Raw genomic sequence first — 15663 nt, 5'->3', positions numbered from 1 at the left:
TTAATCCTTAGATAATAGCTTTAAAAGTTCACTTACTATTTTTTTGTCATCAAAAGGGTGTTTTACTCCTTTTATTTCTTGGTATTTCTCATGGCCTTTGCCTGCGATAAGTACAATGTCACCCGGTTTGCAAAGGTGGCAAGCTGTAGTTATTGCAGATTTTCTATCCTCCATTGAAATGATTTTCCTTTGGTCTATTGGGCTGAGACCTTCTTCCATATCCTTAATGATGGATATAGGGTCCTCGTCTCTTGGATTGTCAGATGTTAGAATGACCTTATTGCTGAACTTACAGGCAATTTTAGCCATCATGGGCCGTTTGGTTTTGTCTCTGTTGCCACCGCAGCCTACCACAGTAACCAAAGTTTCTGTTCCGGTACGAAGTTTTTGGATGGTTTTTAAAACGTTTTCCAAAGCATCAGGGGTATGGGCATAATCGATTATGGCAGTGATACCACCTTGAACCAGAATGTCAAATCTCCCTTCTGCTCCTTTTAGCAGTGATAACTGTCTCAATACTTCTTCCTCATTCTCCCCTAGGAGTTGGGCAATGCCCAATACACCAAGAAGGTTGTAAGCATTGAATTCTCCAGTAAGTCTGAACCATACGGATTTCCCACCAAGGTCCATCTCAAGACCTTGTATGGAGTTGTCGATAATTCGGGCCTTAAAGTCTGCAGGATACTTTAAGGCAAAGGTGTAGTGTTTGGCTTTGGTGTTCTGAAGCATTACAAGGCCCCTTTTGTCATCAGCATTGACCAATGCAAAAGCCTCTTTGGGCAATTCGTCAAACAATTTTTTCTTCGCCTTTATGTAATGGTCAAAGTCACCATGATAATCCAAATGATCATGAGATAAATTTGTAAACAGAGCCCCTGTAAATTTCAATCCTGCCGTTCTTTCTTGGATTATGGCATGAGAACTGGCTTCCATAAAACAATGGGTACAGCCTGCTTCAAGCATCTTGACCAGTAGTTTATTAATTGAAATGGAATCAGGGGTAGTATGACTTGCAGGAATTATTTCCTCCTTGATTTTATTTTCTACTGTCGATAATAGCCCTGTGGAATAACCCAGTTCTGTATACAATTGATGCAATAAGGTTACGGTGGTGGTTTTTCCATTTGTACCTGTTACCGCAACAATCTTAATTTTTTCTGATGGATTCCCGTAAAAATTGGCGGCCATCAATCCCATAGCTTTAGGAGCGTTTACTACCTGAACGTAGGTGATCCCTTCTACCAGTTCTTCTGGTAAATGTTCACATACTATCGCCATAGCACCTTTAGTTATGGCTTTCTCAATATAAGCGTGTCCATCCACTTGGGTGCCAGCAATGGCAATAAACACAGCACCTTCATTGACTTCTCTACTGTCAAATGTCAGTTGACTGATTTCTACCTCCATATTTCCTTTGGTAGAAACCAATGAAACTTTGTACAATATGTCCTTTAACTGTTGGCTCAACTCAAAGATAATTTAATGATTTGTTCATTTTTATAGCTTGTTCCTTTAGATAAGGATTGGGAACTTACCCTTCCAGATCCTGAGAATTCCACTCTAAATCCTTTGTTCTCTAATATATAAATGGCATCTCTTAAGGTCATGCCCGTAACATCTGGCACCACAGGTTTTTCAACAGCATTTCCTACCCACTGTATGGATTTATTGGAAACCCTGGATTGAACCCATGTTTCATTGCCTGCATAATGATTGGAGATGCCCATGCTATTACATATCATTTGCAACTCTTCAGCTTTTCCCGCTCTTATGTAAGGGAACTCATCGTTATTGACACGTTGAAATTCACTTTTCTCTGTTTCTTTCCGTTGTATGCTCATGTCCTGGGCATAAATTTTATCAGCAATCTCTTTAAATACAGGAGCTGAGATATCCCCACCATAGGCATTGAATCCTTTGGGGCTATCAATTACCACTATGGCACTGTATTTCGGTTGATCCGCTGGAAAGTATCCTGCGAAAGAGGTATAATACTTCTGTGTGTATTTCCCGTTAATTAATTTTTGAGCAGTACCTGTTTTACCAGCAATAGCATAGGTATCGGTAGAGATATTTCTGGCAGTACCTTTTTCTACTACTCCTTGAAGCAAATCCTGGAGTTGGCGGATAGTTTTTGTAGAAGCAATGTTTTTTACTAAAGTTTCTGTTTTGAACCTTTCCTCGATGGTATTTCCTCTTGAGATTTGCTGTACAATCATTGGCTTCACCATGGTGCCTCCATTTGCGATGGCATTGTAAAAGGCCAATGTTTGTAATGGAGTAATCTTTAATTCATAACCAATGGACATCCATGGTAAAGTTGTGCCATACCAGTTTTTGTCATCAGGATGCTTGAAGTAAGGAATGCCTTCACCTTTTAACTGAAATCCTAGAGGTTTGTCTAGCTTCGCTTTTTCAATGTAATCGATGAATCGCTGAGGTTGGTGACCAAAATGTTCATCTACTAATTTTGAGATGCCGACATTTGAGGATTTTTCGAAAACATCCCGAATAGAAAGCATGCCATAACCTCCATGTTTGGCATCCCTCATGTACCTGTCATAAAATTTATAACTTCCGTTTCCAGTATCTATACTGTCATTTAAATTGATCTTACCTTCTTCAAGTAATGCCATCATGGAGAGCAATTTGAAAGTAGATCCAGGTTCTGTCAAGCCTTGTTCACCCACGGCATAATTATAGTATTCACCGTAGCCATAGGAGTTCTTGTTTTTTTCTAGATTAGCAATAGCTTTGATATGACCTGTCGCTACCTCCATCACAATCACTGATCCAAAAGCTGCATCTTTGTTGATCAATTGCCTTAATAAAACAGATTCAGCTACATCTTGTATGTTAACATCCAATGTAGTGACGATGTCAAATCCATCGGTAGGTTTGATGTCATCAGCATCGTGCAAGGGCTTCCAGCTACCTCCCACGATTTTCTGAAATAAGGCTTCACCATTTCTTCCCTGCAGGTATTCATTAAAGCTGTATTCCAAACCTGCACCATATTGGTCCTCATTTAAAAAACCGACTGTTCTTCCTGCTAAATTTTTAAATGGGCGATATCTTTTATCAATTTTCTCGAAAATCACACCACCTCCCATTCTTCCTTTTTTGAAGATGGGCCATTGAGACATTATCATTTTTTCTTGATAATTAATTTGTCTCCTATTTAATATTAAGTATTTCTTCTCTTGATTTCTGGCGTCCAGAATCATCCTTTTGTATGCGTTGGCAGATCTATCTTTATAAAAATTAGCAAGGTTTTGAGATAGTGAATCCACACTAGCTTTCCAATAAGGACTCTTATCAATAGAAGGGTCTATGGCTACTCTATAAAAAGGTAGACTTGTAGCCAATAGGCTTCCATCTGTACCATAGATGTTTCCTCTGGTAGCTTTTACTGGTCGGTATTGTAGGTTAATGTCTTCGGATAATTGGCGCCATCTATCACCATCAACCATTTGAATAAAGCCTATTCTATAAAAAATAGAACAGGCAATAAGGGTTACTGCCAAAAAGGAAAGCCTTACACGGAGCAATATGGATTTTTTTATATTCACTTTTCCAATACTATTTTCTGTGGGGGTTCCTCTATTTCAATGATGCCCAAAGGCTGAATTTTTTTTGCTACTTCAGATTGCTTACTTGCATACATGTATTCTGCTTCTAGGGTGGTTACATCTGCACGCAGATCTTCCACCTCCTGTTGAAGCGTGTCGATTTTTCTAATTGTATTTTCAGCCTTATAGTTGCTCCATATGTATACCATGGCTAAAAATGAAGCGTACAAAAGAGGGAGAACCAATTTGATTGGCACATTCTCGCCTAAAAGTGCGCTTACATCCATTTTTCGCTCTATGAAAGCAAATGGATTAAACCTGGATTTTTTTTGATCCCGGGATGATTTGATCGGTTTTTTATTTTTAAATGTGTTTACTCCCATGATCAAAGTTTTTTTGCAATCCTCAACTTGGCACTTCTTGCTCTCTTATTTGTTTCTATCTCTTCCTGGTTTGCAACTATGGGCTTTCTGCTTATAGGTTCTAGTGGTCGGATCGGATTGCCATAAAAATCTTTTTCAAGCTCACCATGAAGTTTGCCCTTGGTCATAATGTTTTTGACCATTCGGTCTTCAAGTGAATGGTAGCTCATTATTACCAACCTTCCTTCACTTTTCAACAACTTGGTACTTTGCTCCAGCATTTCTTCTAAAGCAGCCATTTCCTGATTTACTTCGATTCTTAGCGCTTGAAATACCTGGGCACTATATTTTGCATATTTGCCTCGTGGCGCATATTTGTCAAGAAGATTTTTGAAATCTGGAATGGATTCAAAAGGGATGTTAGCCCTGGTAGAGACGATGGCTCTTGCTAGGGTTTTGGCATTCCTTATTTCTCCATAAATACCAAAAATCTTATGGAGCGCTTCTTCTTCGTAAGTGTTCAATATAGTAGCTGCAGAAACATCTCCTGATTGACTCATTCGCATGTCCAGCTTTCCTTCAAATCTAGTAGAAAAGCCTCTTGAAGGCTCGTCAATCTGGTGTGAAGAAACGCCTAAATCGGCAAGGATGCCATCTACTTTTTCTACACCGTATATCTTCAGGTATCTGCGTAAATCCCGGAAATTGGCCATGACGAAAGTGAATTTTTCATCGTCAGGGGCATTTTTCTCTGCATCAGGGTCCTGATCAAAACCATACAAGTGTCCCTTGTCTAATTTTTTTAGAATTTCACGAGAGTGCCCACCTCCTCCAAAGGTCAAATCGATATAGGTGCCGTTAGGGTCTATATTTAAACCTGACAGGCACTCTTCGAGCATTACGGGAATATGGTAGGCTATATTATGCACTTTTACCTAAGAATTTTTTGTTTAAATCACTGAATCTTTTTTCTTCTTTACTCATGAATGCTTCATAGCATTCCGGGTTCCAAATTTCAATTTTTGTACCTATACCTATCACAATGACTTCTCTTTCTAATTGGGCATGACGTAGCATGGTTTTGCTAATCACAAACCTGCCAGTAGCATCTAAATCTACTGGGGATTCCCTCCTGAAAAAGGACCTTTTGAAAAACCTTACATCATCATCTGTATCATCTAGGCTGGCCAATTTGCTATGGTCTTTTTTAACTTCAACCATCGGTATCAATTCCAGACATGGCTCCAAACCTTTGCGCAGCATCATTTCCTGACCCAAGGATTCAGGTAATAACGCCTTCATTTTTGAAGGCAATACCAACCTGCCCTTGGCATCCAATTTACACTCAAATTCACCGGTGAATGATGCCATACCTGTTCTTCCTGCTTACTGATTACAAAAGTAGTAAATAGCTAAACACTTTTTACCACTTTGCCCCACTTTTTACCACATTGCTATAAAAGTATCCAAATCTAACTAGAATCACAATTATTTTTAAAAAAATAAACGGATGGCTGCAGGGCTTACAACGGGCTATGAATCAGCAGGTAATCATCAGTAAATATACGATTTTATGAGTTTAAAGCCAGATTTTGGGGGTGTACTTGCCCTAAAAAAAAGTTGAATATCTGGTGTGTTGTATTAGTGGGGAAAATTCCCTTAAATTCCCAGTGTTTGCCTATTAATGTAGGATTTAAGGCTATTTTTTTCTTTCGATGGTGTAAGTTACCAAGGTTTCCAAAGAATTTTTAAAAGGGGATTCCGGGAAGTTTTCTAGTAAGGATAATGCTTCTTGGTAATAATTGTTCATTATTTTTTGAGCGTATTCCAGTCCACCAGATTTTTTAACAAAATCTATAATTTCATTGATGGTGCCTTTATTCTCACTTTTATTCCGGATCTTAAAAATGATTTTTTTCCTATCTACCCAGCTTGCATTTTGGAGTGCATAGATGAGTGGAAGTGTCATTTTTTTCTCTTTGATATCAATCCCTACAGGTTTACCGACAACGTCTTCTCCATAATCAAAAAGGTCATCTTTGATTTGAAAGGCCATTCCCACTTTTTCGCCAAAGAGTCTCATTTTCTCAATATTTTCCTCACTGGATCCAGCGGTAGCAGCTCCTACAGCACAGCATGAAGCTATCAGGCTTGCTGTTTTTTGTCGGATAATTGTATAATACACTTCTTCGGTAATGTCCAGTTTACGGGCCTTGGAGATTTGTAAAAGTTCACCTTCGCTCATTTCCTGTACGGCATTGGAAACGATTTTAAGTAGTTCAAAATCACCATTGTCCACACTAAGTAGCAGGCCTCTGGAGAGTAAATAATCTCCCACGAGGACAGCAATTTTATTCTTCCACAGGGCATTGATAGAGAAAAATCCCCGCCTGTAGTTGGCATCATCCACCACATCATCATGCACGAGTGTGGCCGTGTGCAATAATTCTATTAAAGCCGCTCCTCTGTAGGTTGATTCTGAAATATTGCCACTTACTCCTGCAGTTAAAAAGACAAACATCGGACGCATTTGCTTTCCTTTTCTACGGACAATATATTGGGTAATATGGTCCAATAATTTCACCTTGCTCTGCATAAAAGAGCGGAACTTCTTTTCGAAATCAGCCATCTCAGTGGCTATCGGGGCCTGTATCTGCTTTAAATCTTGGTTCATTTGAGCTTTAGATGGTGCAATAATACAATCTATTCCACCATTGACAAAACCACCCAATTGATAATTCTGTTTAATGAATTTTATTTTTGGTTATCTTTGATCAACTAAACTACATAAACTTGACCGACGACTATATCAAACACCAGTATGAGCCAATCCTTCCCAAGAAGGATGAATGGCCTGTGGTAAAGCTAAGTAAGAGCCGTAAAGAATTTATTCAACAGGTGGTGGAGTCGAGTGTTGACAATATTAAAGGGCTTACTGGCAATCAGTTACAGGCGCTTAAGGAGGAGTTGGAAATCACCCTCTTTAGAGAGAGAATGCGGATCAAACAAAATCCATGGGTGGTTGACCCTGATGATGAGAAGAACTTTTGGGCCGCTGTAAAAACATCACTATTGGAAATGGATGCGGACCAGCAAATAGATGATGAAAAAAAGAAACAACAATACTTTGAAGTTTTAACAAGAATTACCCGAAGGTATGCTGAGGAAATAGCGAGTAATTTTAAACACAGTCATTACAAGATGACACGAAGGATTGTATCCTTTGGCTTTTCTCGATTGCTAAATACTTCTAGGGTTAAAGGATTCAGGTCTATTTTCAGTAACCAATACAGGCTTCAGGATAAAATTCAAATTATTGGTGAAACCGATCAGATAAGGGATTTGGCCTCCAAAGGAACCATCGTGATGGTGCCAACTCATTTTAGTAATTTGGACAGTATACTGATAGGCTGGACCATAAGTACTTTGGGTTTACCCCCTTTTATTTATGGGGCAGGACTAAACCTATTTAATATTCAGATTTTCGCTTATTTTATGAATGCCTTGGGTGCTTATAAAGTGGATAGGCGAAAAAAAAATCAGGTTTATTTAGAAACACTAAAGACCTACTCCAGAGAAGCTATTCAGTTTGGTTGCCACAGCCTTTTTTTCCCGGGAGGTACACGTTCCCGTAGTGGAAGCATAGAGTCCAAGCTAAAACTTGGCTTGTTAAGTACAGCCATTGAAGCACAAAGGGCCAATTTTCAATCTGGAAACAAGGAATTTGGTAAGGTGTTTATCGTTCCGGTAACTATCAATTACCATTTTGTACTCGAAGCACCAAGCTTAATTAAGGAACACTTAAACCATACCGGACAAGAACGCTATTACAGTGAGTCTGACGAATTCTCTACTTCTTATAAAATCTCAAAATTTTTAGTGAAATTTTTCACTAAAGGGTCTGACATTTCTGTGTCCATTGGCAAGGCCATGGATATCATGGGTAATTATGTGGACTCAGAAGGGAAAAGTAGGGATGCCCATGGGAGAAGCATTGATTGCAAGGATTACTTTATGGTAGATGGCAAAGTAAATGTAGATTTGCAGCGAGAGGAGGAATACAGTAAAAAGTTGGGCAAAAGAATCGTGGAGGAGTTCCACAAAATCAATAGAGTATTTAGCAGTCACCTGGTTGCCTATACAGCGTTCAGGTTACTCAAAAAGGAGAACAATAAATTGGATCTTTTTAGCTTGCTTAGACTTCCAGAAGAGGATCTTTACTTGCCTTATGAAACCTTCAAAGAAGCCTGTGGGCAGGTTTTGGCTAGGATTCATCAACTAAGAGAGGAAGGAGCTGTCCACATGGCCCCACACCTGAATGTGGGGCTTGAGGAGATCATACAACATGGCCTGCAAAATGTAGGGATGTACCATGCCAAAAGACCGCTCAAAAGAAATGAGGAAGGAAATATCGTAACCGAAGACATAAGATTATTGTATTATTATCATAACAGACTTGATGGATATGAATTGGAGAAAATCATCTGAAAATAAACCGATTGGGGTAATTGGGATCGGTAGTTTCGGAACGGCTATTTCCAATTTACTGGCTGAAAAAAACAATGTGTTGGTATATGCTAGGGATGAAGCGGTAGTCGAAGCCATCAATAAAACCCATATGGTCAAAAACCGAAAGTTGGCCCCAAGTATAAGGGCGACCACTGATCCGGAGATGGTATGTGATTCTTGCAATGTCATGTTTCCAATGATCCCCTCATCCGCGTTTCGAGAAGTAATGATAAGGTTTGCTCCCTATCTACATCCTTATCATTTTTTAATTCATGGGACCAAAGGACTGTCTCTCAATCTGCCAGAGGGTAAGGATCTGGGGAATATCAAAAAAATAAGACGTAAAAATATTTGTACCATGAGCGAAGTGATCATGGAAGAAACGGTAGTGGAAAGAATAGGATGCTTGGCAGGCCCAAATTTGGCCAAGGAGCTTTTAGAAAACCAACCTGGGGCCACAGTGATCGCAAGTAGGTACAATGAGGTAATTCGAGAAGGACAGCAGCTTTTGCGTTCCGATAATTTTCAAGTTTATGGAAATTCTGACATTATCGGTGTTGAGCTTTCAGGCGTGTTGAAAAATATCATAGCCATTGCCTCTGGTGCCTTGTCAGGACTTGGACTTGGCGACAATGCCAAAGGTCTTTTGATCTCAAGGGGAATGGTAGAACTGGTTTACCTAGGCAAAGCCATGGGAGGTAGCACCAAATCCTTTTTAGGACTAGCAGGCGTAGGAGACCTTGTGACCACCTGTAATTCCACACTCTCTAGAAATTACACTTTGGGATTTAGGCTGGCCAAAGGAGAAAAACTTACCGATATAGTGGCAGATATGGAAGAAGTGGCTGAGGGGGTAAATACTGTTAAATTGATAAAGTTGTTTTTAGAGTCTACAGATTTACGAGCCCCCATCACAGAAAACCTTTATAAGGTCTTGTTTGAAGATTTAAAAGTGGAGGCAGCCCTTCAATACTTGATGAAGTTCCCAATCTATACCGATATCGATTTTTTTGATTAGTGACTTTGTTGCTCGTTTTTTAAATCGATTCAAGGATTTGACCAACTGTTCTTTATGGCTATTAGTAGGGATAAAAAAGGGAAGTGGTATTAGGAGATTGTGTGAGTTGATGGATTCAGGGCTTAATAAGATGACCACGGTTTTAGAATGATGGATGTATTTGATAAAAACAGCTAGGTATGAGTAAGGTGTTAATTTTTGGAGGAACTGGATTTATAGGCTTAAGTCTTGCAAATCATTTAAAAGAAAAAGGATTAGTCCCTATTTTAATTGCTAGGCATAAACCTGATCCATCTATTAAACATGAATTTCGAGAATGGGATGCCGTTTCGTTGGAGGAATGGGTTGAGGACTTAAACAATGCCAAGGCAATTGTAAATCTGACAGGTAAAACTGTTGACTGCATCAAAACTCCGGAAAACTGTGATGTGATTCTTAGGTCAAGAGTAGATTCTACAAAAATTATCGGAGAGGCAATTAGAAAAACTGAACACCCACCTAAGGTTTGGGTACAAATGTCCACGGCACATATCTATGGTGATCCACCTTCTCAGGTGTGCACAGAATCTTCATCCACAGGGTATGGACTGGCCCCGTTTGTTGGTAAAGCTTGGGAAAAGGCTTTTTTACATGCATTACCAAAGAATATAAGAGGTGTTAGGCTACGTACAAGCTTTGTTATTGGTAGAAATGGTGGTGCATTAAAAAGTCTAAAGCAGATTGCCATGTTGGGATTAGGAGGGAAAGTTGGAACTGGCAAGCAGGGGATGAGTTGGATTCATGAGTATGATATGAACGAATTGATTTACCAATCAATTTCTAATGAAAAATATACAGGAATGTATATCGCAAGCGCTCCAAACCCAGTGTCCAATACTGAATTTATGAAGCTATTGCGGAAAAAGCTAGGCCTGCCAATCGGATTATCAGCACCTGAATTTATGGTTAGGCTTGGAGCGAAATTGATTTTCAAAACAGATCCCGAACTCGCCCTTTATGGGAGGTATGTCAAATCAGAAAAACTTCAATCCGAAGGTTTTATTTTTAAATTTCCAGAACTAGAAAAAGCACTAAACGACTTGTTGTAACTAGAAGAGCTTGGAACATGGAAATGTTCTCTATTATGCAGAGGGTTCAGTTAATTCTTTTGGTTATATTTGTTTGTGCTGCTAAGCCGTTGGTCTGAACAGTTTTTTCCATTAAATTTAACCGGATGATTTTGCGTTTGAATACCCTCGTTATTGTTGGGCTACTTGCTTTATGTTTTTCTTGTGTTGAAAAAGAGCAGCAGCCCTTTAGTTTTGTACAGTTGTGTGATACACAGCTAGGAATGGGTGGTTATGAGCATGACATTATGACATTCAAGCAGGCAATTGTACAGATAAATGAGCTCAATCCTGACTTCGCCGTAATCTGCGGTGATCTGGTTCACAATGCAACTGACAGTTCCTATTCAGATTTTCTGGAAATTATGGAGACACTAAAAGTGCCCTGCCATTTGGCACCCGGAAATCATGATGTTGGAAACGTGCCCAATGATACAACACTAAGTTTTTACAGAAAAACCATAGGGAAGGATTATTTCGATTTTCAAAACAAAGGATATTCGTTTATTGTGACCAATACCCAATTATGGAAAGTCGATATAGGGGATGAATCAGCTAAACAGGACCAATGGTTTGAAGAGACCCTTAAAATTCAGGAAGCTAAAGAGCTTCCCATATTCGTTATTGGGCACTATCCTATTTTCCTGGATAATCCGGAGGAAGAAGAGAAATATTACAATATACCTCCAGTTAAACGCAAATGGATTTTAGATTTGTTTAAAAGCAATAATGTTTTGGCGTATTTGTCTGGACATACGCATAAATTGTTGGTTAACAATTATGAAAACATTCAGTTTGTAAGTGGTGAAACTACCAGTAAGAATTTCGACGAAAGACCTTATGGATTTAGGCTTTGGGATGTTTCTTCCGACACTATTCAACATCAATTCGTTCCTTTAAACCTCCCGGAGGAAAAGTAAAGATTTGCAGTAAAAAAGGTTAATCAATCAAATAAGAGACCATATAAGAATAAGAGGGGGTGTCAATTTCCCCATCTTATTGATATTTAAGGAGTATTCATCTATTTAATCAAGAAAGGCCACTATGAGCACAACCCAATACCAGCTTGTTTTTAAAATAGATGTCAATCATGCCTATTTTAATGGAGGAGAGGAGCCTGACCTATATTTTAATCCTTCCGTTTCTTCCAACCAATCCTTTGAAAGGTTGAATTTTGTAGTAAATGGAAGGAAGGGCGGCATGGATTTATTTGCCGGATCTCCCTTTCCATTGGTAGACTATTTAAAGACAATAGTTCTTGAAACTGGGATTGAGTTCTTTGATTTTGACATTCTTAGCAAGGATACTTCCTTCACTACTTATACTGACTTTCCTATAGACGGCTTAGGCTTGTTAAAGTATTCAAGTGATGATAAATTGAACCATACCGAAAATGAAATGACTGTTCTTCACCCTATATTTGAGAGTGATCTAGATGCTTCTGCAATAGGGATGGTACGTGTCAGTTTGAAAGACTTAATAGCAACTTTAGATGCTGGGAGAATTGTTCATTTTAATATCAACTTCAATTCAAGATCAATCCAATGGCAATATCATATAATAAATTATAGGGGACTTCCCTTAACGGACATTTCCATTGCTAGTGATTCTGGCATTCAATTTAGTGGACCAACTGAAGTAGTTCTTGAAAATAATCAAACCGCACAGCAATTTGATAGCAATGTTTTAATTCCATTTAGGCAAAATCCTGAACATTCATTTGATTTATTAATGGGAGGAAAAATAATTGTCAAGGGCTTACCTAGTCCAAGTCCTTTAGGTGTTTATCCACTAGAAACTGACTCTGAGAAGATAATGATCGCTGCTATGTACGTTAATGTATAGAAATAACTATCCCAAAGGAAGCTTAATTGTGCAGCTGGACCTTTCTAGTCTTAAATTTTTTATCAATAAGTTTTTTCCGTATTTAGCTTAGGGTAGCTTTTCTTCGAAAAATCACGATAAACTCAAATTACCTCACTAAGTTTCTTCTAGCCCTAAAACGTAAGCGGCATCAACTGAAATTCGATCAAGCGTGTTTTTCTTTATAAATTGGCTTTGGTTGGTTTGTTGGACTTGATCTCTTTTACAAAAATAACTATGGATTGCCCTTCTTGGTTGGGAGGTATGGTTGGTGGTGCCGCCGTGCCAGGTGTGGGAATTGAAAATGACTACAGAACCTGCTTCTGCTACTATTATTTTCTCATCGGGATGTGAATTCATTGGGTCATTCATGGCCTCGGCGGGTAATTTGGATTGTAAATGAGTGCCTGGAACTACTCTGGTTGCACCATTTTCCTTATAAAAGTCATCCAATAACCAGATCGAATTACAAACCATATAATTCATGTTTTGAATGGATTCGGGCCAATCCACATGTAGTTTTTGTAAGCCTGCACCAGGGAGTGCTGCTCTATAATTGAGTGAAGAAAGCTTGAACTGGTCACCAAGAACCAGGCTGATGGCTGCCAATACTTTGGGCTGAGTATAGAAGATGTCAAAGGCAGCGCCTTTGTTTACCAGGTCACCTAATCTTGTGGCTCCTGACTCCTTTGGATGCCGGATACTGGGAGATTGCATCAATTCCGACCCGGCATTTTCACCCTCTTCTTCAAGTATTTCGTTTATACGAAGCCTTATATTATGTAGGCTCTCATCTGAAAGTAACTTACCAAGGTTAAGGTATCCGTTTTTTCTTAAAAATTGTTGTTCCTCTTTCGAAAGCAAATCTGAAGAAACGCCCATTTTTTGGAGATGTTCATTCATAGTCTTTTGGGTTTTATTGGTTTTACGAATCAATCAAAGCAATATTTATTCAAGTTTCTCCAATCTTTTCAATAGTGGAGGGTGTGAATAATTGATAAACACATATAGAGGGTGTGGATGGATGTCTGAAAGTGTTTTTACCGAAAGGGTTTTCAATGCAGTAGCAAGGGGAGGACCGCTGTAAGTGGTTTTCGCAAAATTATCTGCCTCAAATTCATTTTTCCGACTCAAATAATTCATTCCAATTCCTATAATCATAGATATAGGCGTAAATAACATGGAAAAACCAATAATATTGAGGTGTACTGCCATTTGACTCCCCCCAAGTGCCAAACTCAAAGGTTCGCTGAATACAAATAGTGAGAGGATATAAAGAATTAATCCTGCTTGAATAACTCCTGCCACCAGTCCGGATTTTATATGACCTTTTTTATAATGACCGATTTCATGGGCCAATACGGCTACCAGTTCTTCCTGCTTATGCTGGGCTATTAAAGTGTCGAAAAGCACTACTTTCTTTCTTTTGCCAAAACCGGAAAAAAATGCGTTGGCTTTTGAAGAACGTTTACTGCCATCCATTACAAATACATTTTTCAATGAGAAGCCCACTGAGTTGGAGTAAGAAGTAATGGCCTCTTTCAATTCACCATCTTCTAATGGAGTAAGTTTATTGAATAAAGGCAGAATCAAGCCGGTATAAAATAAGTTGGCCAAAAGCATAAATAGAGAGGCTACGATCCAGAAAATCCACCAGAAATCCTGACCCAATTCAAGGATGAGCCAAAGTAGAGTTGCAAGTAAGCCCCCTCCAATAATGATGGAAAGGAGATAGCCCTTTAACTTATCCATGAAAAATGTTTTTACGGAACTGGTATTGAAGCCAAAGTCATTTTCTATTTTAAATGTTTGGTAATAGTCAAATGGAATAGAAAAGATATCTGAGCCTATGAAAACAATTCCAAAATAACAAAGTGTGAGTAATATTGGGTTTTGAATGTACTGCCTGAGCCACTCGTCCAACCATCCGAATAGGCCAAACCCGATCAATAATAAGGTAATTACAAATGTAAGGGTGCCCGTAATCAAGCCAAATTGGTAGCCTGCTTTCTGATAGGCTTTGGCTTCTTTTAATTTGTCAGCATCAAGGTAGCCTAGAAGGGTAGAGGGTATTGCCTCGGTTTTTTTGTTGACATTGAGGTAGTTTATGATTTTTTCAAATACATAATTAAAACTTACTACCAGAAGCAGTAGGTACTTGATTGTCTCTTGGTCCATGGTACAAAATTATTAAAATTTAGGACATGGCAGAATGGTGTCTCTTTTTCTTGGAGCGCCAGGGTTTTTTGGAGGGAAAATATAGGAAAGACTGATTTCATGTGCACCACCGGACTGAATGCCTAGCTTAGATACAGTATAGTCAAAGCTATACCCAATATTTAGCCCTGTAGGCAAATTAAATCCGACCATTAGAACTACAGCATCCCTGTTGCTTTGTTTTTCTACAGGCTTATATGGAAGTCCTCTATACCAAAAGCCAAGCACAATTGGTTCAAAATAAAAGTACCCACCAAGGTCAAGTTGCTCAAATGGGCCCTGTCGTTTATAATTGATGGTTGGGGTAAAATACCTCTCTTTGTAGGTATGTGTAAAATCATTTCTAGGCGAGCCTCTTCCTAATGAAATTCGGTAGCCGGTGTGAATGGAGTACTTAACAGGTAATCGGCTGAAACTCTCGTCCAAAAAACTTTGATTGGGTTGATTTATATGGTGGGTAGAAAGACCAAACCAAAAATTATCAGTAAATACAAGCCCTCCAAACGAAACTGAGAAAAAATTTACCGGATCGCCAAGTCCAGGGATGTCATTTCCAGGTAGAATAGGGCCAAATGGGTCGGCAGGGTTTATTTGATTGGCAAAGACGAGGTTTTCATAAAAGCCTACGTCCCGGCGCATATAGCTTGCCTGAAAACCTGGTTTGAAATACAAGTTGTCTGCTAGTTTAAGCTCATAAGATAAAATACCGGAAATATGGGTAGACTGCAGCCCTGAAACTCCTTCTGTGTCATTTGTAACCAAAAAGCCAACACCTAGGTTGTAATCTTCCACATAGGTGTCTCCATAAGCAGAGAAAGTAGAGAAATTGGCTTCCAGCCCCGGCCATTGGTTCCGGTAATTCACACCAACTCTGGTAGCAAGTTCTGCACCTGCAAAGGCAGGGTTAAGGTAGAGTGGAGCAGCATAGTATTGGCTATATTGAGGATCCTGACCATAGGCATGAAATCCAGTGGTCAATAGCACTATGGTTAAAAAAACTGTATTTATTTGTGCCT

14 protein-coding genes are annotated in these 15663 nt (G+C 39.0%); 5 read left to right on the top strand and 9 right to left on the bottom strand.

Annotated elements, in window-relative coordinates:
- The 6 genes from AC13EX_RS14850 to AC13EX_RS14825 form a co-directional block, all read right to left on the bottom strand.
- The gene (locus AC13EX_RS14850; RefSeq protein WP_482893284.1) at positions 1–1467 is read right to left on the bottom strand and encodes a UDP-N-acetylmuramoyl-L-alanyl-D-glutamate--2,6-diaminopimelate ligase; all 1467 of its coding nucleotides are present in this window, start codon (positions 1465–1467) and stop codon (positions 1–3) included.
- On the bottom strand, positions 1464–3572 hold the full coding sequence (locus tag AC13EX_RS14845; protein WP_482893283.1) for a penicillin-binding protein: 2109 nt from the start codon (positions 3570–3572) through the stop codon (positions 1464–1466). Before AC13EX_RS14845 ends, AC13EX_RS14850 begins: the two co-directional genes overlap by 4 nt.
- Positions 3569–3955 carry an FtsL-like putative cell division protein gene (locus AC13EX_RS14840; protein WP_482893282.1) on the bottom strand — a complete coding sequence of 129 codons (387 nt, stop codon included), beginning with the start codon at positions 3953–3955 and terminating at the stop codon, positions 3569–3571. Before AC13EX_RS14840 ends, AC13EX_RS14845 begins: the two co-directional genes overlap by 4 nt.
- Positions 3956–3957: 2 nt before the next feature.
- A complete protein-coding gene (gene rsmH, locus AC13EX_RS14835) occupies positions 3958–4863 on the bottom strand; it encodes a 16S rRNA (cytosine(1402)-N(4))-methyltransferase RsmH (protein ID WP_482893281.1) in 906 nt (301 codons plus the stop codon).
- Positions 4856–5305 carry a division/cell wall cluster transcriptional repressor MraZ gene (mraZ, locus tag AC13EX_RS14830; protein ID WP_482893280.1) on the bottom strand — a complete coding sequence of 150 codons (450 nt, stop codon included), beginning with the start codon at positions 5303–5305 and terminating at the stop codon, positions 4856–4858. Before mraZ ends, rsmH begins: the two co-directional genes overlap by 8 nt.
- A gap of 328 nt (positions 5306–5633) precedes the next feature.
- Entirely contained in the window at positions 5634–6608 is a 975-nt protein-coding gene (locus AC13EX_RS14825) for a polyprenyl synthetase family protein (protein WP_048644517.1), read from the bottom strand.
- Positions 6609–6727: 119 nt separating this feature from the next.
- On the opposite strand from AC13EX_RS14825, the gene AC13EX_RS14820 reads away from it, so the two are divergent.
- The 5 genes from AC13EX_RS14820 to AC13EX_RS14800 all read left to right on the top strand — a co-directional run bounded on the left by AC13EX_RS14820 (position 6728) and on the right by AC13EX_RS14800 (position 12412).
- Positions 6728–8422, top strand: coding sequence for a 1-acyl-sn-glycerol-3-phosphate acyltransferase (locus tag AC13EX_RS14820; protein ID WP_482893279.1), 1695 nt, complete (start codon positions 6728–6730; stop codon positions 8420–8422).
- Positions 8400–9461 (top strand): NAD(P)H-dependent glycerol-3-phosphate dehydrogenase, encoded by a 1062-nt coding sequence (locus AC13EX_RS14815; protein ID WP_048644519.1) that lies wholly within the window; start codon positions 8400–8402, stop codon positions 9459–9461. Before AC13EX_RS14820 ends, AC13EX_RS14815 begins: the two co-directional genes overlap by 23 nt.
- A gap of 179 nt (positions 9462–9640) precedes the next feature.
- A complete protein-coding gene (locus AC13EX_RS14810; protein WP_482893278.1) occupies positions 9641–10549 on the top strand; it encodes a TIGR01777 family oxidoreductase in 909 nt (302 codons plus the stop codon).
- Between the two features lie 125 nt (positions 10550–10674).
- Positions 10675–11487, top strand: a complete 813-nt coding sequence (locus AC13EX_RS14805; RefSeq protein WP_482893277.1) for a metallophosphoesterase — start codon at positions 10675–10677, stop codon at positions 11485–11487.
- 124 nt (positions 11488–11611) lie between these two features.
- Positions 11612–12412, top strand: coding sequence for a hypothetical protein (locus tag AC13EX_RS14800; protein WP_482893276.1), 801 nt, complete (start codon positions 11612–11614; stop codon positions 12410–12412).
- A 135-nt stretch (positions 12413–12547) separates the two neighbouring features.
- Here the strand turns inward: AC13EX_RS14800 and AC13EX_RS14795 are convergent, their stop codons facing one another.
- The 3 genes from AC13EX_RS14795 to AC13EX_RS14785 are packed head-to-tail and all read right to left on the bottom strand — an operon-like array spanning position 12548 to position 15655.
- Positions 12548–13333, bottom strand: coding sequence for a phytanoyl-CoA dioxygenase family protein (locus AC13EX_RS14795; protein ID WP_482893275.1), 786 nt, complete (start codon positions 13331–13333; stop codon positions 12548–12550).
- Between the two features lie 45 nt (positions 13334–13378).
- Complete coding sequence (locus AC13EX_RS14790) at positions 13379–14608, bottom strand: M48 family metallopeptidase (protein ID WP_482893274.1); 1230 nt, start codon at positions 14606–14608, stop codon at positions 13379–13381.
- A 12-nt stretch (positions 14609–14620) separates the two neighbouring features.
- Positions 14621–15655: a PorP/SprF family type IX secretion system membrane protein gene (locus tag AC13EX_RS14785; protein ID WP_482893310.1), complete on the bottom strand. Its 1035-nt coding sequence runs from the start codon at positions 15653–15655 to the stop codon at positions 14621–14623.
- Positions 15656–15663: the final 8 nt, after the last annotated feature.

The organism is Cyclobacterium sp. L-R (genome assembly GCF_056859355.1).
The sequence above is the reverse complement of the archived record's forward strand: the minus strand, read 5'-3'. Positions and strand labels throughout refer to the sequence as shown.